This window comes from Amycolatopsis circi, assembly GCF_003385235.1.
Classification (GTDB): Bacteria; Actinomycetota; Actinomycetes; order Mycobacteriales; family Pseudonocardiaceae; genus Amycolatopsis; species Amycolatopsis circi.
Genome location: NZ_PQIA01000019.1, coordinates 37,775 through 56,565 on the forward strand (window position 1 = coordinate 37,775; position 18,791 = coordinate 56,565).

Consider the following 18,791-nt stretch of genomic DNA (forward strand, 5'->3'; position numbering starts at 1 on the left):
GCTCTTACTTGACCTCGGTCAGGCTCCCGGCCTTCACGTCGTAGACGAATCCGCGCACGTTGTCGTTGTGCAGGAGGAAGTCGCTGCGCCGGGCGCGCTCGACCGAGGTGCGGACGCTGTCCTCGACCTTGCGGAACGCCTCGACCGCCCAGGTCGGCCGCAGCCCGGTGGCGGACTCCAGCTCGTCCTTGAACTCGTCCTCGGTGACCGCGGAGAGGCCGCAGTCGGTGTGCTGGACGATCAGCACCTCGCGGGTGCCGAGCTTGCGCTGGCTGAGCGAGAGCGAGCGGATCATGTCGTCGGTGACCACGCCGCCCGCGTTGCGCAGCACGTGCGCCTCGCCCTGGAGCAGGCCGAAGATCTCGAACACCCGGATCCGGGCGTCCATGCAGGTCAGGATCGACACCTGCAGCGACGGCTTGGGGGAGGACCGGTCGCCGGGAACGATGTTCCCGATCTCCTGATTGCGCTTGAGCAGCACGTCGATGGAGGTCATGGGGCACCTTTCGGCCTGCGCTTCCCCGCGGGAGCGGGCGGTTGCGTCCATGGAACCGGCACCGGGCCGCGCACACAATGCGGTGGGCCTGAGATCACGGCAAAGGCTGGGGTGCTCGTGAGTGTTTATGCCGGTTCTAACCGGCATTGCCGCGCACGACTCACCCGCCGAACCAGGGCTCCTCGACCGTCCGCGGCGGCGCCGACGTCCTCCCGACCCGCAGCTCGGTCGGCAAGGTGATGACCTTGGGCCCGACCCGCTCGGCCGCGCTGAGCAGCAGCCGTCCGGCCACCTTGCCCTTCTCCAGCACCGGCTGATGCACCGTCGTGAGCCCGGACCGCTCCGCCTCGGAGATGCCGTCGAAACCGGTCACCGTGAGATCGAGCGGCACTCGCAGCCCGCGACGCGCGGCCTCGGCCAGCGCGCCGAGCGCGAGAATGTCCGAGGTGCAGACCAGGGCGGTGACCTGCGGATACGCGTCCAGCAGCTGGCGCGCGGCGGAGGCGCCGTCGTCCACCGTGTGGTCGAAACGCTCGACCACCGGCACGGTTGCCCAGTCGACACCAGCCGAGGAGAACGCCGTCGCCAGCGCCTCCAGCCGGGTGCGTTGCACGTGGAAGTGTGCGCCGCTCTGGCGTTCGGAAGTCACGAAGTCGTCGTTGCGTTCGCGGCCGAGCCGCATGCAGAGAACGCCGATCTGCCGGTGGCCGAGCGCCACCAGATGGTCGGCGAGCTGCGTGACGGCGGCCGCGTCGTCCGGGCCGACGCGGTCCACGCCCTCGATGCGGGGCTGGTCGATGATCACCGTCGGCACGGGCCGTTCCAGGACGGCCGCGAGATGCGGGTCGTCGTCCGGCACGGAGTAGACGACGAAACCGTCCACGCCCGCGCGGTGCACCGCGGCGAGGTCCTCGCGACCGGGGCTGGCCGGCACGAGATGCAGGCCGACGCCCGCGTCCTCGCAGGCCAGCGCGAGTCCTTCGAGCACGCCGACGGCGGCCGGGTCGCGGAAGGCGTAGGAGAGGTTCTCGGTCAGCAGCAGCCCGACCGCGCCCGCCTTGCGGGTGCGCAGCGAGCGCGCGACCGGGTCCGGGCCGGGGTAGCCGAGCCGCCGCGCGGTCTCGAGCACCCTGCGGCGCAGTTCTGGGGAGAGCTGATCCGGGCGGTTGTAGGCGTTGGACACGGTGGTCCTGGACACCCCGAGTTCCGCCGCGAGCGACGCCAATGTCGCCTGCCTCCGGGTGCGAATAGGACGGCCCATCCGCAAACCGTAACGGTTCAGATCGTTTTCCAGAAGCGACACCCCTGTGGTGAGCGTCTCGATCCTCTCGGTGATCAAGAGCGGGTGCGGCCACCCGGTGGAGTGAGGCTCGCCCTTCGGATGGGGTAAAGTGAATCTGACAACGGTTTCCATTAGCAGTTCGACCCAGGAGTGCCCGATGACTTCCCGCCGCACCACGAGCGTTCTCGCCGCCGCGTCGGCTCTGGCTGTGTTCGCGCTCGGCGCGTGCTCCAGCACGTCCTCGACCGGTTCCGGGGCGGGAGGGGGAACGGGCGACCAGGTGAAGGTCGTCGCCTCCACCGATGTCTGGGGCAGCGTCGCGTCCGCCATCGGCGGCGACAAAGTGCAGGTCACGTCGATCATTCACGACCCGTCGGCCGACCCGCACTCCTACGAGTCCACTGCCGACGACGCGCTCGCCGCCAAGAAGGCGCAGCTGACGCTGGCCAACGGCGGCGGGTACGACGAGTTTTTCACCAAGCTGTCCGGCGAGGCGGCTTCGGCGAAGAAACTGGTCGCCTACGACATCGCCAAGCCCGGCGAGGAGAACGAGCACGTCTGGTACGACCTGCCGGGCGTCGAGAAGGTCGCCGACCAGGTCGCGGCCGCGCTCGGCGAGATCCAGCCCGCGTCGAAGCAGACGTTCGAGGACAACGCCAAGAACTTCAAAGGCCAGGTCGACGGCCTGATCAAGAAGGCGGGGGCGCTGGGCACCGCGCACCCGGACACGAAGGTCGTCGTCACCGAACCGGTCGCGCACTATCTGCTGAAGACCGCGAACATCGCCGATGCCACCCCGAAGGCGTTCTCCGACGCGATCGAAAACGAGACCGACGTGCCTGCCGCGGCGGTTTCGGAGTTCACCAAGCTGATCAAGGAGAAGCAGGTGAAGGCGCTGGTCAACAACGTGCAGACAGTCACCCCGCTGACCAAGCAAGCGGTCACCGACGCGAAGGCCTCCGGGGTCGCGGTGGTCGACGTATCCGAGACGCTCCCGGCGAACGTCACGGGCTACATTGACTGGATGACCAAGGATGTGGACGCGCTGTCGGGGGCTCTGAACAGCTGATGTCCGTCCAGCTTCCCGATGCCGGCCCCGCGGTCCGCGTGCGCGGGGCCGGGCTCGCCTTCGGCGACCGCACCCTCTGGTCCGGTTTGGACCTGGACGTCGAGCCGGGCGAATTCCTGGCCGTCCTCGGCCCGAACGGTTCCGGCAAAAGCAGCTTCCTCAAGGCGTTGCTGGGCATGCAGTCGCTGTCGGCGGGCACGGTGGAAATCGCCGGCGGCCGTCCGGGCGGCGCGAACCGCAAAATCGGCTACATCCCGCAGCAGCGCGCGATCGACGATTCGCTCACGCTGCGCGGCGTCGACCTGGTCGGCCTCGGCCTGGACGGCCACCGCTGGGGCCCGGGCCTGGCCGGAATGCGCGCACGGAAACGCCGCGTGGCGTCGGTGATCGAATCGGTCGGCGGCACGCGATACGCGAAACAGCCGGTCGGTCGCCTGTCCGGCGGCGAGCAGCAGCGGCTTCGGGTGGCGCAGGCGCTGGTCGGCGACCCGGCGGTGTTGCTGTGCGACGAACCGCTGCTGTCGCTGGACCTGGCGCACCAACGCGCGGTCAGCGAACTGATCGACGCGCGCCGCCGCGATGCCGGATCCGCGGTGCTGTTCGTGACGCACGAGATCAACCCGGTCCTGCAGTTCGTCGACCGCGTGCTGTACCTGGTGAACGGCCAGTTCCGGATCGGCAAGCCGGACGAGGTGATGACCTCGGAGACGCTGTCGGATCTGTACGGCACGAAGATCGAGGTGCTGCGCGTCGGCGGGCAGATCCACATCGCCGGTGCGCAAAGCGCGCTGTGCGAGGACGAACCGCATCACCACGAGCAGGAAGCAGTGGGCTGAGCCTTGGACGGCATGTTCGACTTCGCCAAGACGTGGGAGCTGATCGCGGAACTGGACAGCGTCCGGATCGCGCTGATCGCCGCCGCGGTGCTTGGCTTGCTGGCCGGAGTGCTCGGCCCGTTGATCGTGATGCGCCGCATGTCCTTCGCGGTGCACGGCACGTCCGAGCTGGCGTTCACCGGCGCGGCTGGCGCGTTGTTGCTGGGCGTCGGAGTGGAATACGGCGCACTGGCCGGTGCGGTAGCTGCCGCGCTGCTGCTGGGAATCCTGGGAATTCGCGACTCCGACCGCGATTCGGTCATCGGCGTGATCCTGTCCTTCGGGCTGGGCATGGGCGTCCTGCTGCTGTCGTTCTACAAAGGACGGTCGGCGAACAAATTCGGCATCCTGACCGGCCAGATCATCACCGTGGACAGCACGAACCTGACCGCCTTGGTGATCTCGGCGGCGGCGGTCCTGGCCGTGCTGTCGCTGATCTACCGGCCGTTGCTGTTCGCCAGCGTCGACCGCGCGGTGGCCGAGGCGCGCGGGGTCCCGGTCAAGACGCTGACGGTGCTGTTCTCCCTGCTGGTCGGCGTCGCGACGGCGTTGAGCGTGCAGGTGGTCGGGTCGCTCTTGGTGGTCGCTTTGATGGTCACGCCCGCCGCGGCCGCTGCCCGGGTGACGGCAAGCCCGTTGCGCGCGACGGTGTTGTCCGTGGTGTTCGCGGAGATTTCCGCACTGGGCGGGATCGTGCTGTCGCTCGCGCCGGGATTGCCGGTGAGTGCGTTCGTGACTTCGATTTCGTTCTTGATCTACCTGGTGTGCCGGGTGCTCGCGTGGGTCCGCGACCGTCGGCGCGGGGTACGGACCAGCCCGGTGGAAGCGGCTCCGGTTCCGGTCGGCTAGCGGTAGACGGACACCTGCTGGCGAGACGAAGTCGGTGCCTCGATCTGGTCGAGGACGGCTGTCGCAAGGTCCGCGTAGGACAACGGAACCGGCGCTGCTCGGGGGTCGAGCACGTCGCCCGCGAGCCGGTACTCGCCGGTCGCCGGTGCTTCGAGCGACAACTCGGGCGGCGGTGTGATGACCAGCCAGTCCACCGCGGCGGGTTGTTCCCGCCAGGCGGCCAGGCCCTTCAACCGGGCTTCCGCGAAGGGGCGCAAGAAGGCGGGAAAGGCTGCGGGATCCTCGAACATCCGGCCGTTGCCGGTACGAAGGGTCGCGGCGAGACCGATTTCGATCAGCCGAGACCTCGGCGCGGCCCGAGCCAGGTTCGCGACCAAACGCACGTAGTGCTCGGGGTCGAAGCCTTCGAACGACTCCGGCGGGCCAGGAAACGGCGAGACCGCATTCACCAACGCCGCGACCTCGCCAGACACGCCACCCAGCACCGCCGCGACACTGTCCGAATCGGTCAGATCTCCCGCGACGACCGTGACGGCATGCCCGAGGGCGGATAGTTCGGAGTGCCGGGCGGGATCGCGAACCACTCCGAGCACTGGGCGTCCGCGGTGCAGTGCTTCGGCGACTACGGCGAGCCCGGCACGCCCGCCAGCGCCGAAAACCACGATCGGACTGTTTCTCTCGTCAGGCACCATGTGCGCGAAGGTATCTTCGGAAAACTGGTTACTTCAACGAAACCGGAGGCCACCGGCGATGTCTGCCGATGCCCAGCTCAGCGCGCGGATGGATCCGGCGTGCCCGATGGCCGCCTTCCCCTTCCACGTCGGCGGGAAGTGGACCGGGATGGTCGTCGTCGCGTTGCTGGACGGCCCGCGGCGCTTCGGCCATCTCCGGCAAACCCTGGGCGTCAGCAGCGCCAAAGTCCTGACCGAAACCCTGCGCGACATGGCTCGCGACGGTCTCCTCACCCGCATCGACCACCAGGCCAATCCGCCCCACGTCACCTACGAGCTGACCGACCTGGGCCGCAGCCTCCTGCCCGTCATCGACGCCATGCGCGAGTGGAGCGATCAGCACCTGGCCGATCTCCTTGCGCACCGCCGAAACCACCCGTCCACTACCGGATCGGATGCTGCGCCAACGCCGCCTTCACCGCCGAAATAAAGCCCTCGTCAGTGAACGGCACCAACCCGCCCGCGACATTTCGCTCCACCGCCTGCAGCACCACCACGTGCGAGTTCACGAACTGGTCCACCGCCTGCGACTGCGGCGTCTTGTCCGTCGAATACGCCAGATACGTGAGATTCGTGAACGCCGCCTCCAGATACCGCGACGACGCGAGGCTGAACGAGTCGCCGTAGACGAGGGTCGGCTGGTCGATCGTGCCGACGATCGGCGGGGCCGAGCGGTGCACCGGCTGGTCGATGCTTCCGACGAATTCTCCCGCGCGGTCGGTGACGCCGTCCGGACGCAGGTCGTACCGGGTGTTGCTCTTCACGCCGGTTTGGCCGAGCAGCAACGGCAGGTCCGCGACCGCGTCGTACTGGCCGTCCGGTGCGCTCAGCCAGCTGTTCGTGGTGCCCGGCTTGATCGTGTCGGCGAGCGCGCGGGTCAGGACGAGGCCGCCTTCGTCGCGCCAGTGCGTGTCGTTGGGGGCGTAGATCGGGTGCCCGACCTTGGCCGCTTCGGCGGCGAGCTGCGGGCGCAGGTCAAGCGAGTGGCCCTCGGTGGTGATCTTGTACCAGTCGTTCGGCGAGGCGGCCTGCGAGCATTCCTTGCCCGGGTAACTCGCGGGCAAGAACTGCGGCACCATCGTCGTCTTGTCCGGCGTCACCACGAAGATGAACTTCCGGCCGGACGCCTCGACCGCCGAGCGCAGTTCGTCGACCCGCTTCATCGTGGTGTCGATGTCCTGGGTCGGCGTGCACTTCGCCTCGGAGTCGTAGCCGTAGTACAGCCAGCCGTCCGCGCCCTGAACCACCTTGCGGTACCCGGCCTGGCTGGAACCCGGTCCGCTCGGCACGGTCGGCCCGGTGTTCGGCGCGCTCGGCTGCTGCAGCGGCGGTGCCGGGATGGGGCCGGAATTCGACGCCGAACCCTGGTCGAGCGGCGCGGCCTCGCCGAAGACGCCCTCGCTGATCCCGTTCGCCGCGTTGATCGCGCCCGCCCGGAACGACAGCTGGTCTGTCGCCCATTTGGGCAGGTTGGTGAAGAACCCGAACCCCTCGCCGAGGTTGGGGAATCCGGCGAGCTTGTGGTTTTCGATCTCGCTCGGCCGGACGCCGACGACCCACAGCAGGGTCGGCGTCACGAAGAACAACAGGGCGCTGACCAGCGCGGTCAGCTGCCGCTTGCCGTGCCGCGGGCGATGCAGCGCGTGCTCGCGGGGCAGGTAGGCCTCGTGGACTGCGGGCAGCTGCGGTGGCTCGGACACGTAGCTGAGGTTAGTCAGTTCGAGTGAGCCCGGCGCGAACAACCGCCGAAAAGTCAGCCGAGCATGAGGAGGACTTGCAACTCGCCGACGAGGAACCCGATCACGCCGCCGACCGCGATCAGCTTCCACTCGTCCTGCCGGAACGCCGGCCGCAGCAAGCCCTCGAACTCCAGCGGCGTCAGCGCGAGCATTCGCTGCTCCACCATCTTCGCCACGTCCATCGCCTCGGTCAGGTACCCCTCGGCATAGCGCGCGGTCAGCGGCATCTCGGCCAGCGCCCGCTGCGCCGCGGCGTGCTTCATCTCCTGCAGCCGCTGCGCGCCGACGGCAAGCGCGACCACCGGTTTCGCGGCGCTGACCTGCGCATCCACCGCGTGCCCGACAGCGCGTTCGACCATCGCCACCAGCCGGTCCGACTTCGGGCCGCGCAGCAGGGCGTCGAGCAGATTCGGGACGGTGAGCACCTCGTTGGCGACCAGTTCGCCGTACTGCCGGGCCACTTCGGCACGTCGCCGCTGGAACTTGCCCTGCAGGATCACCCGGCCCAGCCGCACCGGTTCGCGCGGCAGGAAGATCATCTTGATCGCCAGCCAGTCGGTGAACAGCCCGATCGCGCCGCCGAAGATCGGCAGCACCAGCGGCTGCCTGGTCAACGCCCACACCAGGGCTTGGACGAGACCGAGCACGAAGCCGAAGACGATCCCGGCGCGCGCGATGAACGTCATCTCCGGGCGGGACGTCTCACGGATCAGCCGGACCAGCAGCGCGCGGTCGCGGGTGAGCCGTTCGACCGTCATGTGCCGGACGTCGAGGACCTCGTCCAGGTTGTCGCGGACCTCGTCCAGGAATTCCCGCACCAGCTGCGGCGCGCTGGCCTGCACCTGTTTGATCAGCAGTTCCTGCGCGATCGTGGGCATGACCTCCCACAGCCGCGGATGATGCTGTTCGAGCACGTCGCGGGCGATCCCGTCGACCGCGCGCAGCAGCGGCTGTTCGAGTTCGCGGGTGATGATCGCCGGATCGACGCGGGCGAAGACCTCTTCGATGTCGAGCAGGTTCGCGGTGAGCAGGTCGGTCGCGATCGCGGCCATCCGGCCACCGTGCTTCGGCACGACGCCCTGCCAGCCGAGGAACGGCCGGATGCCGACGAATTCGAGCGGGCGGAACATCATCTCGATCGCGACGCGCTTGGTGACGTAGCCGATCAACGCGGCGACGAACGGCATCGAGACGTACACCGGCCAGTGCCGCGCGAAGTCGTCCAGCACCGCGTCCACCGGGTCTCCCTCCCCGCTCCGGAAGGAAACCGTATCGCGTGCCCGCCTACCCGAGGAGGAGCAACGCCTGCAGTTCGCCGACGAGCCCGCCGATCACCGCGCCGACCGCGATCAGTTTCCATTCGTCCTGCCGGAACGCGGGCCGCAGCAGCTGCTCGAACTCGAGCGGGCTGAGCCGGCGCATCCGGTCCACGATCGTGTTGCGGACGTCGAGCGCGTTGATCGCGTACTTCTCCGCGTGCCGGATGGTGTCCGGCACCCGCTCGGCCGCCTTCGCGGCGGCGACCTGCTTCATTTCCTGGAACCGTTTCGTGCCCACCGCGATCGCGACGAACGGCTTCACGACGCTCGCCTGCGCGTCTATCGTCTTCTGCACCTCGCGGCTGATCAGCGAGAACAGCCGATCCGCCTTCGGCCCGCGCAGCACGGCCTCCAGCAGATTCGGCACGGTGATGATCTCGCGCGCGATCATGTCGCCGTAGTCGGCGGCCACCTCGTCGCGGCGCTTCTGGAACACGCCCTGCCAGCTGTAAAAGCCGAAGAACCGTTTCGGCTCGCGCGGCAGGAAGATCATTTTGAGCGCGAGCCAGTCGGTCAGCCAGCCGATCGCGAGCCCGAACAGCGGAAGCACGATCGGCGACTTCGTCAGCGCCCAGACCAGCAGCTGCACGCAGCCGAGAATGAACCCGAACCAGATGCCCGACCGCGCGATGAACCGCATTTCCGGCCGCGAGATGTCGCGGATCAGCCGGTTGAGCAAAGCCTTGTCGCGCACCAGGTTCGTGACGACCATGTGCTTGAGGTCGAGCACGTCCTCGATGTTCTGGGAAATCTCGCGCATGATCTTCGTGATCGCCCGCGGGGCCTCCGCCTGCACGCGTTTCAGCAGCAGCTGTTGCGCGCCTGAGGGAAGCATTTCCCACAGCCGCGGCTGGTAGGTCTCCATCACTTCGCGGGTGACGTCCTCGACCACGCGCAGCAGCGGCTGTTCGATCTCCTTCGCGACCTGCGCCGGATCGAGCCGGGCGAAGATCTCCCGCGGGTCGACGAGGTTGGTGGTGAGCATTTCGGTCGCGGTCGTCGCCATCCGCTCGGCGTTCGCGGGCAGCACGCCCTGCCAGCCGAGGAACGGCCGCACGCCGACGAATTCGAGCGGCTGGAACATCATCTCGATGGCGACGCGTTTGGTGACGTAGCCGATCAGCGCCGCGATGAACGGCATGGAGACGTACACCGGCCAGTGCTCGGCGAAAGTGTGCACGCGCGTCCCCTCCGTGTTGCCTACGGAACGGTAACCCGCGCGTTCAGTGGAGCAGCAGCAGCACCTGCAGTTCGCCGACGAGCCCGCCGATCACGGCGCCGACCGCGATCAGTTTCCATTCGTCCTGTTTGAACGCCGGACGGAGAATGCCCTCGAACTCCAGCGGCGTCAGTTGCTGCATCTTCTCGACGATGGTGTTGCGGACGTCGAGCGCGTCGGTCGCGTAACTCTCGACGTGCTTCACGGTTTCCGGCAGATACGCGATGGCCTTCTCCGCGGCGGCCTGCTTCATCTGCTGGTACTCCCGGCCGCCGACAGCCAGCGCGACCAGCGGTTTCGCCAGCCCGGCCTGCGCGTCGACGGTCCGCTGAACCTCTCGCGTGACGAGCGCGAACAGCTTGTCCGCACGCGGCCCGGTCAGCACGGCCTCCAGCACATTCCCCGCGGTGAGGACTTCTTCCGCGATCAACGCACCGTAATCCGCGGCGACCTGCGCGCGGCGTTTCTGGAACATTCCCTGCCAGCTGAAGAACAAGAACCGGCGCGGCTGACGCGGGTAGAAGATCATTTTGAGCGCGAGCCAGTCTGTGACGAAGCCCGTGACGAAACCGAAGATCGGCATGATCACCGGTTGTTTCGTAAGCGCCCACGCGATGAGCTGGACGAGCCCGATCACGAATCCGAAGCCGATCCCGCTGCGCGCGATGAACCGGAACTCGGGCGCCGCGACCTCGCGGATCAGCCGGCAGGTGAGCGATTTGTCCCGGACCATCGCGTTGATCAGCATGTCGTTGACGTCGAGAACTTCGTCCACATTGGCCGACACTTCCCGCATCAGCCGCTTAACGACCACGGGCGCCTGCGCGCGGACGCGGTCCACCAGCAGTTGCTGCGCGCGAGCGGGCAGCATTTCCCACAACCGCGGCTGATACGTCTCGAACACCTCGCGGGTGACCTCGTCGACCGCCTTCAGCAGCGGTTCTTCCAGCTGCGCACCATTTCCTCCGGATCGAGCCGGGCGAAGACCTCGCGCGGGTCGAGGAGATTCTTGGTGAGCAGGTCGACCGCGGTGGTGGCCATCCGCCGCGAGTTGGCCGGGATGACGCCCTGCCAGCCGAGGAAGGGCCGGATGCCGCGGAACTCGAGCGGCCGGAACATCATTTCGATGGCGACGCGTTTGGTCAGGTAGCCGATGAGCGCCGCGATGAACGGCATGGTCGCGTACACGTGCCAGTGCGCGGCCAGGTCGGCGGCGACGGCTGAAAGGTCCATGCGTCTGCCCCGTTCGCCCGCGCGGTACGTCGAGGGGACAGGATGCCATGCGTGACGTCGGGTTTCGCGCTTCGTAATACAGCCGTTTGGCGGTACGTGCCTCGGGTGCCCCGATCACTAAGGTAGCCCGATGGTCGCGCCCGAAAAGCCGCAGCACCCCGCCTTTGCTGTTACCCGGAAGGGATACGACCCGAACCAGGTCGACGCCCGCATCTCCCAGCTGACCAGCGAACTGAGGACGACCTCCCACGGCCGGGACGAGGCGGTGGCCACGGCTGGCGAACTCACGAAGGCCTTGACGACGGCCCAGACGGAGCTGTCCGAGGCGAAGGCCGCGCTAGTCCGAGTCACCTCGAGCCCGGCCGGTGCCGGCGCGATCTCCGAGCGCGTGCGGATGATGGTGCAGCTGGCCGAGGAGGAAATCGCCGACCTGCGCCGCTCGGCGGACGCGGACGCGACCTCAACGCGCGGCGAAGCGGACCGCTACGCCCACGAAACCCAACGGGCAGCGGACAAAGCGGCCAAAGAAGCGGAAGCGGAACGCCAGCGGTTGCTGACGGAGACCAACGCCGACCTGGCCGCGCGGTCGGAGGCGTTGGACGCCCGCGTCGCGGCGGCAGAGAAGGACCTAGCCGCGCGACAGGCGGACCTGGAGTCCCGGATCGCTGCTGCCGAAAAGGACATCGCTACTCGAACTGCTGCCGCGGACGAGGAGATCGCGACGCGCCTGGCGGATCTGGAGGCGCGGCTCAAGGCGGGCAACGAAGACATCGCCACCCGCACCGCTGCTGCCGACGCGGACATCGCCGCCCGCACGGCCGCAGCAGATTCGGATATCGCCACTCGCACTGCGGCGGCCAATGAGGACATCACCTCGCGCACTGCCGCAGCTGACGCCGAAATCGCGTCCCGCACCGAGGCTGCCGACCGCGCCCGCACCGAAGCCGACGAAGCAGCCGCTCGGGCTCGCGCCGAAGCAGACCAGGCTTCCGCCGCCGCCCGCGCCGAAGCAGACCAGGCTGCGTTGGCGGCCCGCACTCAGGCCGACGAAGCCGCAGCCGAAGCCCGTGCCAAGGCCGACGCCGAATCCCAGCACGCGCGCCTAGCCGCGGACGCCGAAGCCCGCCGAATCCGCGACGAGAAGGACGCCGAAGCCCTCCGCGTCCGCACCGAAGCCGACGAAGCAGCCGCCCAAGCCCGCGCCGAGGCAGACGCCGCAGCCGAAGCCGCCCGCCTCGCCGCCGACGAAGAATCGACCCGAGCCCGCGCCGAAACCGACGCCGCCGCCGAAGCCGAGGCCGCCAAACTCCGAGCCGAAGCCGATCGCCGAGCGTCGGAAGAGATCGCGGTCAAGAAGGCACAGGCCGAAACCGCCCTCGCCGACGCCCTTCGAAAGCAAACCGAAGCCACCGAATCGCGCACCCTGGCCCTGGACCTGCGCACCAAGGTCGCCGACCGGATCGCTGCCACCAACGAGGCCGTCCAGGAGGCATTGCGCTTTCTCGGTACGCAGGAAGAGGACGCAGCCGCTTCGGCCCCTTCGCAGGCTTCAGCTGACGCACCATCGCCCGCTGACTCGTCCGCACCTGCCCTGCCTCAGCCGACTCCGCGCCCAACCGACTCCGTGACTTCGGACGCGGACCCGCAGCAAACTGCCGCGCCCGCGGATCCGTCGGCCTCTCGGACTGGCAACGGCAATGGCCGCCGCCCCGGCCGTCCTCGCGCGGGCCGCTCCTGACCAGCTCGCTCGCTTGGCGCGGCCGAAGTGTGGACTGCGCCGTCACCGGGCGTCCAGCCGCCTCCGCAGCTCCGGACGCGCAGCGAACCGGCAAGCCCGCGAATGCGTCGGCCTCTCGCGCTGGCAACGGCAATGGCCGCCGCCCCGGCCGTCGCCTCGCGGGGCGCTCCTGGTCTGCTCGCCTGGTGCTGCGCAGCTGAGGTGTGGACTGCGCCGTCACCAGTCGCCCCAGCCGCTTTCCGCGACTTCGGACGCGGATCCGCAGCAACCCGCCGCGTCCGCGGATCCGTCGGCCTCTCGTACTGGCAACGGCAATGGCCGCCGCCCCGGCCGCCCTCGCGCGGGCCGTTCCTGACCTGACCGCCTGGCGCTGCGCGGCCCGCGACGTCCCCAGAAATGACCGCGCCGTGCGCCGGATTGGCGTCGGCGGCGGAAGCAAGATCACGCCGGTCTCCGCGAGCGTGCGGGACTCGCCGTGAATTCCTTGGCCGGAACAGGACAGCAGGGTGGACCGCGCCAAGGAAGATGAGAGGCTCGCCTCTACCCGCGATCGTCAGGAGTTCCGGATGTCCGTACCACCCGGTTTCCCTTCGCCGACCCCTGCGGTGGTCCGCCGCCGGGCCAACCTTCCGGCAGGTGCGGTCGCGGCCGCCCTCGCTGGCTGCATGGCGATCGCGCTGGTGTGGTTCGTCTTCGCGAACGTGCTGATCGGCGGCCCGTTCGGCGAATGGTCGGGCATGGTCTGGACGAACGTCGTGTGCGGCCTGATCTCCGCGTTCGCCGTGGTCGTGCCGGCTGGCTTCCTGCTCGCACGGCACATCTGGGCAGCATGGACCCTGTTCGGCCTGTGCCTGCTGTACGTGGTGGTGATTGTGGCCGTGCCGATGCCGGCGGGCACGAGTTTCGGCGCTCACCTCGACTTCGTGCTCGGTTTCCACAAGAGCAACGGCGTGCCGATCGGTCTGGCCACGATCTTCGCGTTCCTTACCGCGATCGCCGCAGTCGTCTCCGCGACGGTGCGACCGCCGCGCCGCTGACCACGGCAGCGGAAAGCGGTCAGCCCAGCGCATGCGTAAGGCCAGTCACCAGATCGCGACCGTCCTCCGGTTTCGATCACTCCGGCGCACGCTTCCGCCGCCCATCCGGCCAAGCAACGACGCTTAGCCTCGCACCAGTACGACTCCCAGCCGCATCACCCCGCCGCCACCGCGAACAACTCGTCGTCAATCCAGCCGCGGTCCCGCAACTCCCGGCAAAACCGTTGGTACGAAGTCAACATAGCCGCTGCCTCACGAGGCTCCGGCTCGACGAGCGACCCCACTGGCATTCCCTTGCACACCGCACTCAGTCCACCCGGTGTGCACCCTGCCGCCGCAAGAAGCGCCGCGCCGTAGCCCGTCTCTGCCTGCGGTGCCACCTGCAGCCCAAGCCCGCTCACCGTAGCCCGAATCCGAGTCCACAAAGGACTCTTGCTTCCGCCGCCCGCCGCGAGGAGCGGTTCGCGGACCGGAACCCCCAGTCGCCGCAGGTGGTCCAAGGCGAGTCGCTCTAGGAAGGCAACTCCTTCCAGCCGAGCCCGATGCAGCTCGACCTCGTCGGCCGGAGTGCCAAGGACGAAGCCTTCCGCATCGCCGTGCGCGAAGGGAAACCGTTCTCCCTTGCGCCGCAACGGGAACGCCACCACGTCGGCTGGGCCACGGGCCGCAGCGGCGGCATCCAGCTCGGCCAGTCGCGGACTGTCCGAAACGGACTCGCCGCCGGTGTTCGACGCACCGCCCGGCAACCACCAGCCGTCCGGATGCCGGTGGCTGTACATAACTCCAGTGGGATCCGGCACCAACGATTCCGTGACGCCCTTCAAGACATACGTGGTCCCGAGAATCCCCACGAACCGTCCCGGTTCGACCGCGCCTGCGGCCAACTGTCCCGCGCACCCGTCCGTCATGCCTGCCACCACGAGACATCCGGCAGGCAACCCGGCCGTCGGCACCGAAATCTCGCCGAGCACGCTCGTCGGCGCGACCACCGGCGGCAACATCCCGTCTGGCACGCCCAACCCGGTGAATACTTCCGACGCCCATTCGTCAGCCAGCGGGTCGTAGCCGCTTTTGAGCGCGTGCGACCAATCGGCCGCGACCGGATGTCCGGTCAATTTCGCTGCGATCATCTCCGGCGTGTGCCGGACAGCGACCGCCTCGGTGTGCTCGGCCAGCCAGGCGATTCGGCCGAGCGCCGCGGTCGGCGAGACGCCCGAACCGAGTTTCCGCCACCGTCCGGCTCCGAGTTCCACGGCTTTCGCGTTGTAGTCCGCGCCGCGCCGGTCGTCGTACATCAACGCGGGCGTAACCGGTTCACCCGCGGCGTCGACTCCGACGATCGTCCCGGACGTCGCCGCGATCGCCACCGCCGAGACTTCCGCACCGCGTCCGGGCAGCGCGGAAGTGACCTCGCTCAGCACCGAACCGACCGCGGGCCACCACGCCGACGGATCCTGTTCGCTGCGGCCACCGCCCGCGCGCACCGGCGCCGGCAGCGCCGCCGATGCGGTGGCGAGGACCGAGCCGCCGCGCACCGCGAAGGCGCGAACCCCCGCGGTGGCGACGTCGATGCCGACCGAGACCTGCTCGTTCACGCCGTGTTGACCCTCTCTTCGACATCCTGCAGGCTGCCGTCTTTCGCGAGTGCCTTCTCGGTTTCCTCAGGCAGCTTCAGGAATCGCACCAGCACCGCGGCCACCAGGTACAGCGCGGCGAAGATGATGACCACTCCGGCGGCACCGGCCGGCCCGAGGAACAGCGACACGATCGCCGGTCCGACGAACGCCGCCGCACCCGCACCGAGGTTCAGCAGAGCCATCGCACCGCCCTTGTGCTCCGGGGCCAGCGACGGCAGCAGCGCGGAGATCGGCACGAACCCGGCGAGCGTCGCGCCGTAGAGCGCACCGACGATCAACGCGAGCCAGTAGTACTGCGAGCCCATCGCGACCGGCACGAAGTACAGCAGCAGGATCGAGATCGCGCAGCCGATCGCGCCGAACCAGAAAATCGTGGTGCGCCAGCCGATCCGGTCGCTCAGCACGCCGAAGATCAGGTTGAAGAAGATGTTCGTCCCGTAGATCACCGACACGAGCAGAAGCCAGCGGCTCTCCCCGAACCCGATCTGGGAGATGAAGATCGTCGGGAAGAACACCAGCATGCCGAATTCGGGCGCGGTGTTGATGACCCGCACGATCATGCCGACGCCGACCTGCGGCTTCTTCCACGCGATCGACACGCTGGAAACCAGGCTCTGCACCGGTTTCACATCCGGCGGCGCGAGCCTGCGGTATCCCGTGCGCTGCCGGACGCCGAACACCGCGACGAGCCCGCCGATGCCGAGCAGCACGACCGCCACCCACAACGTGCCGTAGTGGCCGAACATCGGGTTGGTGAAGCTCGCGACGAGCGCGCCGAGCGTGGGGAGGCCGCCGGTGAAGGCGAAGTAGAACCAGCCGACCGCCGCGCCGAGCCGGGCGACCGGAGCCACCGCGGTGATCCACACCAGGAATCCGAACGCGAACATCGGATAGCCGAATCCGCGGATGCCGTAGCAGATCAGCATCGCCGCGTAGTTCCCGCCGGCGAGGCCGAGCGTCAGGAACAGCGCGTCGAACACCAGCCAGATGACCAGGCCGATGATCATCACCCGGCGCGGCCCCCACAGTTCGGACAGCGCGCCCGACAGCCACGACGCCAGCATCACGGCGACGCCGTACACGGTGATCACGTACGACGCCTTGATTTCCGTGCCCGCGCCGTTGCCCGCCATGTACGGCGCGATGAAACCGGACTCCACTCCGTCGCCGATCATGAACAGGAGCAGTCCGACATACCCGAGGAACAGGGGCGCGGGCAGCCCCCATTTCGTGAGCAAGCGCCCGAAGCCCGACTTGGGCAACTCCGCTGTTGCCGACTCGTTCATACACGCCTCCATGACGTCGAGATCGAACGTATCATGGACCGTGTGAACTTCGCACGCAAGAGTGTTATTAAGTCGATCAGCTGTCGGGATGTTCGGCGACCTGCACCTCGACCCGGCTGCGCAGCTCGTCGACGTAGTGCGGATCGGTCTCCTCGTCCACGATCAGCAGGTCGTAATCGTCCAGCGGCGCGAGCCGGTGCAGCGCCGTGCGCTTCATCTTGCTGTGGTCCATCAGCAGCACCTTGTGCCGCGCGGCGGCCAGCATGGCCCGCTTGATCATCACGATCTCGGGCTCCTGGTGGAAGCTCATCGACGTGCTCATCGCCGAGGTGGACACGAACGCGATGTCCACCGAGAGCCGCTCGATCGACTCGATGCTCTGCATGCCGAGAAACGAGTCGTGAGTGGGCGAGTAGTCGCCGCCGATGCAGATCAGCCGCAGTTCGTGCACGTTCTTGAGGGCGTCGATCGCGGCGAGATAGTTCGTGGCCACGGTCAGCGGCGTCACCTCGACCAGGAGCCTGGCCAGCGCGAGAGCGCTCGTGGAGTCGTCGAGCAGCACCGACATGCCCGGCTCGACCTGCTCCACCGCGTGCATCGCGATCACCCGTTTGGCGTCGACGTGCGCGTTCATCCGGTACTCGGCATTGCTCTCGAACACCGTCGACGGCATCGCCGAGACCCCGCCGCGGTACTTCCGGACCAGGCCGCGCCGGGACAGCTCGTCGATGTCCCGGTGGACCGTCATCATGCTGACGCCGAGCAGGTCGACGAGTTCGCCGATGGTCGCCGAACCCTGCCGGAAGACGTGCTCGGTCAGCTTCTGCTGACGGTTCTCGCGGGGGTGGGCGGCAGGCTTTTCGCTCGACATGCCGTGATTATCGCGGTTCGACTGGGAGGTTGAACCGCACCAGGGCAGTTCGGTCACCGCTCACCTCCAGTTCGGTGACGGCCGCGTTGTCCAACCGCGGAAACACGCTGCGATAGCGGGAAAGCGGGATGCCGAGCAACTCGCAGAGCGTGAGCCGCAGCAGCGTGTTGTGCGCGACGACCAGGGCAGTTCCGCTGGTCGCGGCAGCAATCGCCCGGATCGCGCGAGCCCCGCGCGCGGCCGCCTCGGCCGGATCGTCGGCACCGGGGAACGCGCCGGCGATCGGATCGGCGAGGAAGCGTTCGACCGCCTCGGGATCGGTCTGGCACACCTCGTCGCGAGTCCGGCCCTCGGCGATCCCGAAATAGGTTTCCCGCAGGTCGGTGACGATTTCCGGGACCAGCTCCAGTGCCTCGGCCGCCGGTTCGATCGTGCGCCGGGCTCGTCGTTGCGGCGAGCAGAACAGCCCGTCCGGTTTCACCCGACGGGCGTACGCGGCCAGCGCGTCGGCCTGGCGGATCCCCTCCTCGGTCAGCGCTACCTCGCTCGTGCCCGCGTAGCGGTTCTCCGCGTGCCATTCGGTCTGCCCGTGCCTGGCCAGCAGCAGCCGTGCGCCCACTCGTGCCCTCCTTGCGTGTGAACACCCTTGCGAACTTCTCAATCTCGCTGTTAACTTAACATTGCTCGTGTGAAACGGGCTCGCTCTCTGAAGGGATCTGGTGGATGACGCTCGACGCGGTGGTGTTCGACCTCGACGGTGTCCTGGTGGAAAGTGAACACCTCTGGGAGGAGAACTGGGTCGCTTTCGCCGCTCGCCACCAGGTCGAGTGGACGGCGGAGGACACGGCCTCGGTACAAGGCATGAGCGCGCCTGAATGGGCCGGTTATCTCGCGCGGCGGTGCGGGGTGCCGGACCAGGCGGTCGAGGTGGAACGCGCGGTGGTCGACGGCATGATCGCCTCGATCGACGCGGGCGAAGCGCCGCTGCTTCCCGGTGCGGGCGCGATGGTGCGCGAGGTCAGCGAACGGGTTCCGGTCGCGCTCGCGTCGTCGGCCGCCCGCCGGGTGATCGACGCGGTGCTGGAGAAACACCAGCTCACCGGCGAGTTCACCGCGACGGTGTCCAGTGCGGAGGTCGCGCGGGGCAAGCCGAACCCGGACGTGTACCTCGAAGCGGCGGCCCGGCTCGGCAAATCGGGCAGCGAATGCCTCGGGGTCGAAGACTCCAGCAACGGCATCCGGGCGGCGGCCGCGGCCGGGCTCACCGTGATCGCGCTGCCCAACCCGACGTATCCGCCGAAGCCGGACGCGCTGGAGCTGGCCAGCGCGGTGGCCGCGAGCAATGACGACGTCCGACTGAAGCTCCTGGCCTATCTGGCCGGCGAGCCGGTGGCTGCGAAGGACTGAACC

17 protein-coding genes and 1 pseudogene are annotated in these 18,791 nt (G+C 68.4%); 7 read left to right on the forward strand and 11 right to left on the reverse strand.

Annotation, left to right across the window (positions count from 1 at the left end; all coding sequences use genetic code 11):
- Positions 1 to 4: 4 nt before the first annotated feature.
- Together D0D37_RS10220 and D0D37_RS10225 are read right to left on the reverse strand one after the other, a co-directional pair.
- Positions 5 to 496: a beta-class carbonic anhydrase gene (locus D0D37_RS10220; protein WP_116200265.1), complete on the reverse strand. Its 492-nt coding sequence runs from the start codon at positions 494 to 496 to the stop codon at positions 5 to 7.
- 160 nt (positions 497 to 656) lie between these two features.
- Positions 657 to 1,757, reverse strand: a complete 1,101-nt coding sequence (locus D0D37_RS10225; RefSeq protein WP_116200400.1) for a LacI family DNA-binding transcriptional regulator — start codon at positions 1,755 to 1,757, stop codon at positions 657 to 659.
- Positions 1,758 to 1,935: 178 nt separating this feature from the next.
- On the opposite strand from D0D37_RS10225, the gene D0D37_RS10230 reads away from it, so the two are divergent.
- From D0D37_RS10230 to D0D37_RS10240, 3 genes are read left to right on the forward strand one after another with little or no spacing between them, the layout of a single operon-like run.
- The gene (locus tag D0D37_RS10230) at positions 1,936 to 2,847 is read left to right on the forward strand and encodes a metal ABC transporter solute-binding protein, Zn/Mn family (protein WP_116200266.1); all 912 of its coding nucleotides are present in this window, start codon (positions 1,936 to 1,938) and stop codon (positions 2,845 to 2,847) included.
- Positions 2,847 to 3,683, forward strand: coding sequence for a metal ABC transporter ATP-binding protein (locus D0D37_RS10235; RefSeq protein WP_116200267.1), 837 nt, complete (start codon positions 2,847 to 2,849; stop codon positions 3,681 to 3,683). Before D0D37_RS10230 ends, D0D37_RS10235 begins: the two co-directional genes overlap by 1 nt.
- A 3-nt stretch (positions 3,684 to 3,686) precedes the next feature.
- The gene (locus D0D37_RS10240) at positions 3,687 to 4,571 is read left to right on the forward strand and encodes a metal ABC transporter permease (protein WP_116200268.1); all 885 of its coding nucleotides are present in this window, start codon (positions 3,687 to 3,689) and stop codon (positions 4,569 to 4,571) included.
- Here the strand turns inward: D0D37_RS10240 and D0D37_RS10245 are convergent.
- Positions 4,568 to 5,263: an NAD(P)-dependent oxidoreductase gene (locus tag D0D37_RS10245; RefSeq protein ID WP_116200269.1), complete on the reverse strand. Its 696-nt coding sequence runs from the start codon at positions 5,261 to 5,263 to the stop codon at positions 4,568 to 4,570. The two genes, D0D37_RS10240 and D0D37_RS10245, sit on opposite strands and share 4 nt — an antisense overlap.
- Positions 5,264 to 5,321: 58 nt before the next feature.
- Between D0D37_RS10245 and D0D37_RS10250 the strand changes: the two genes are divergently transcribed.
- The gene (locus tag D0D37_RS10250; protein ID WP_116200270.1) at positions 5,322 to 5,732 is read left to right on the forward strand and encodes a winged helix-turn-helix transcriptional regulator; all 411 of its coding nucleotides are present in this window, start codon (positions 5,322 to 5,324) and stop codon (positions 5,730 to 5,732) included.
- Here D0D37_RS10250 and D0D37_RS10255 read toward each other — a convergent pair.
- The 4 genes and pseudogenes from D0D37_RS10255 to D0D37_RS10270 all read right to left on the reverse strand — a co-directional run bounded on the left by D0D37_RS10255 (position 5,686) and on the right by D0D37_RS10270 (position 10,812).
- Complete coding sequence (locus D0D37_RS10255) at positions 5,686 to 7,002, reverse strand: alginate O-acetyltransferase AlgX-related protein (protein WP_116200271.1); 1,317 nt, start codon at positions 7,000 to 7,002, stop codon at positions 5,686 to 5,688. The genes D0D37_RS10250 and D0D37_RS10255 overlap by 47 nt on opposite strands.
- 53 nt (positions 7,003 to 7,055) lie before the next feature.
- Positions 7,056 to 8,279, reverse strand: coding sequence for a DUF445 domain-containing protein (locus tag D0D37_RS10260; protein WP_116200272.1), 1,224 nt, complete (start codon positions 8,277 to 8,279; stop codon positions 7,056 to 7,058).
- 46 nt (positions 8,280 to 8,325) lie between these two features.
- Positions 8,326 to 9,501 (reverse strand): DUF445 domain-containing protein, encoded by a 1,176-nt coding sequence (locus D0D37_RS10265; protein ID WP_116200401.1) that lies wholly within the window; start codon positions 9,499 to 9,501, stop codon positions 8,326 to 8,328.
- A gap of 82 nt (positions 9,502 to 9,583) precedes the next feature.
- Positions 9,584 to 10,812, reverse strand: a pseudogene (locus tag D0D37_RS10270) (DUF445 family protein).
- Between the two features lie 130 nt (positions 10,813 to 10,942).
- Here D0D37_RS10270 and D0D37_RS48460 point away from each other — a divergent pair.
- Positions 10,943 to 12,550 (forward strand): coiled-coil domain-containing protein, encoded by a 1,608-nt coding sequence (locus D0D37_RS48460; protein WP_116200273.1) that lies wholly within the window; start codon positions 10,943 to 10,945, stop codon positions 12,548 to 12,550.
- 566 nt (positions 12,551 to 13,116) lie between these two features.
- Positions 13,117 to 13,587 (forward strand): hypothetical protein, encoded by a 471-nt coding sequence (locus D0D37_RS10280; protein WP_116200274.1) that lies wholly within the window; start codon positions 13,117 to 13,119, stop codon positions 13,585 to 13,587.
- Positions 13,588 to 13,742: 155 nt separating this feature from the next.
- Here the strand turns inward: D0D37_RS10280 and D0D37_RS10285 are convergent, their stop codons facing one another.
- From D0D37_RS10285 to D0D37_RS10300, 4 genes are all read right to left on the reverse strand, one after another.
- On the reverse strand, positions 13,743 to 15,182 hold the full coding sequence (locus tag D0D37_RS10285; RefSeq protein WP_116200275.1) for an FGGY-family carbohydrate kinase: 1,440 nt from the start codon (positions 15,180 to 15,182) through the stop codon (positions 13,743 to 13,745).
- Complete coding sequence (locus D0D37_RS10290) at positions 15,179 to 16,510, reverse strand: MFS transporter (RefSeq protein WP_167493516.1); 1,332 nt, start codon at positions 16,508 to 16,510, stop codon at positions 15,179 to 15,181. The genes D0D37_RS10285 and D0D37_RS10290 overlap by 4 nt, the downstream gene beginning before the upstream one ends.
- 76 nt (positions 16,511 to 16,586) lie before the next feature.
- Entirely contained in the window at positions 16,587 to 17,381 is a 795-nt protein-coding gene (locus D0D37_RS10295) for a DeoR/GlpR family DNA-binding transcription regulator (RefSeq protein WP_116200276.1), read from the reverse strand.
- 7 nt (positions 17,382 to 17,388) lie between these two features.
- Entirely contained in the window at positions 17,389 to 18,000 is a 612-nt protein-coding gene (locus D0D37_RS10300; RefSeq protein ID WP_116200277.1) for a histidine phosphatase family protein, read from the reverse strand.
- A gap of 104 nt (positions 18,001 to 18,104) precedes the next feature.
- Between D0D37_RS10300 and D0D37_RS10305 the strand changes: the two genes are divergently transcribed.
- Positions 18,105 to 18,788, forward strand: a complete 684-nt coding sequence (locus D0D37_RS10305) for an HAD family hydrolase (protein WP_116200278.1) — start codon at positions 18,105 to 18,107, stop codon at positions 18,786 to 18,788.
- The last annotated feature ends 3 nt before the right edge of the window (positions 18,789 to 18,791 follow it).

Bases quoted from the DNA above. Each gene is read 5' to 3' on its own strand.
- D0D37_RS48460 (WP_116200273.1), top strand. From the start codon at position 10,943: ATGGTCGCGCCCGAAAAGCCGCAGCACCCCGCCTTTGCTGTTACCCGG.
- D0D37_RS10265 (WP_116200401.1), bottom strand. From the start codon at position 9,501: ATGCCGTTCATCGCGGCGCTGATCGGCTACGTCACCAAACGCGTCGCC.
- D0D37_RS10280 (WP_116200274.1), top strand. From the start codon at position 13,117: ATGTCCGTACCACCCGGTTTCCCTTCGCCGACCCCTGCGGTGGTCCGC.
- D0D37_RS10305 (WP_116200278.1), top strand. From the start codon at position 18,105: ATGACGCTCGACGCGGTGGTGTTCGACCTCGACGGTGTCCTGGTGGAA.
- D0D37_RS10235 (WP_116200267.1), top strand. From the start codon at position 2,847: ATGTCCGTCCAGCTTCCCGATGCCGGCCCCGCGGTCCGCGTGCGCGGG.
- D0D37_RS10245 (WP_116200269.1), bottom strand. From the start codon at position 5,263: ATGGTGCCTGACGAGAGAAACAGTCCGATCGTGGTTTTCGGCGCTGGC.
- D0D37_RS10295 (WP_116200276.1), bottom strand. From the start codon at position 17,381: ATGTCGAGCGAAAAGCCTGCCGCCCACCCCCGCGAGAACCGTCAGCAG.
- D0D37_RS10220 (WP_116200265.1), bottom strand. From the start codon at position 496: ATGACCTCCATCGACGTGCTGCTCAAGCGCAATCAGGAGATCGGGAAC.
- D0D37_RS10230 (WP_116200266.1), top strand. From the start codon at position 1,936: ATGACTTCCCGCCGCACCACGAGCGTTCTCGCCGCCGCGTCGGCTCTG.
- D0D37_RS10250 (WP_116200270.1), top strand. From the start codon at position 5,322: ATGTCTGCCGATGCCCAGCTCAGCGCGCGGATGGATCCGGCGTGCCCG.
- D0D37_RS10225 (WP_116200400.1), bottom strand. From the start codon at position 1,757: ATGGGCCGTCCTATTCGCACCCGGAGGCAGGCGACATTGGCGTCGCTC.
- D0D37_RS10290 (WP_167493516.1), bottom strand. From the start codon at position 16,510: ATGAACGAGTCGGCAACAGCGGAGTTGCCCAAGTCGGGCTTCGGGCGC.